The sequence below is a fragment of the Mycobacterium sp. 1245801.1 genome (assembly GCF_001673055.1).
Classification (GTDB): domain Bacteria; phylum Actinomycetota; class Actinomycetes; order Mycobacteriales; family Mycobacteriaceae; genus Mycobacterium; species Mycobacterium europaeum_A.
In genome coordinates, this window is sequence record NZ_LZKY01000388.1 from 1 (window position 1) to 889 (window position 889).

General features: G+C 68.7%; 1 pseudogene. It reads right to left on the reverse strand.

From position 1 onward, the window contains the following. Positions 1-81: 81 nt before the first annotated feature. Positions 82-724: pseudogene (locus A5622_RS24580) on the reverse strand (S8 family serine peptidase); the annotation flags it as partial. Between the last annotated feature and the right edge of the window lie 165 nt (positions 725-889).

An 889-nucleotide genomic window follows, 5' to 3' on the forward strand; every position in this document is an offset into this window, starting at 1 on the left:
GTGGTAGTGGGCCGTGTTGTGGCGGCGTGGCCGGCGCCCGATCGACTGGACGGCCCCGATCACCGTGGCCAACAACCGATCCGGTGGCGGCGACCGGATCCACCATCCCGTATCCGACCTTGTTGTCCACGCCCGCAGGCGGATTGTGCGCGGACTGCACGATCCGGTTGATTACCTGATGCGCGCTGAGTTCGGGGAATTTCGCGCGCACCAGCGCCGCGACGCCGCTGACGTAGGCCGCCGAGAAACTGGTGCCCCAGAACGGCATGTTCTTCTCGCCCGGTCTCGACGGCGGGTAGGCATTCACCGGGCCGCCACCCTGCGGTGAGAGGCCCATGATGTGGGTCCCGGGGGCCGCCACGCCGACCCAGGGACCGGTCATGCTCTTGTCGAGCGGGGCACCGCTGCTGTCGACCGCTCCCACCGACAGGACGTAATCGGAGAACCACGACGGCGCCGAGACGATCTTGACCTCGTGCCAGTCCCGCGGATCGGACGGGTCCAATGGGTCATACGTCGGGTTGTTGTTGCAGCCCGCTTCGCCGTCGTTGCCGGCGGCCGCCACGATCACGGCGTCCTTCGCGGTGGCCGCGTACCACAGCGCCGCACCGAGGGCCCGCTGATCGGCCGGGGCCGCCGCGGGCAGGCACGCGGTGACGGAAATGTTGATCACCTTGGCCCCCAAGTTGGCGGCGTGAACCACCGCGCGCGCAACCGAATTCAGCGCGCATCAGGTAATCAACCGGATCGTGCAGTCCGCGCACAATCCGCCTGCGGGCGTGGACAACAAGGTCGGATACGGGATGGTGGATCCGGTCGCCGCCTCCGGATCGGTTGTTGGCCACGGTGATCGGGGCCGTCCAGTCGATCGGGCGGGGCCACGCCACGG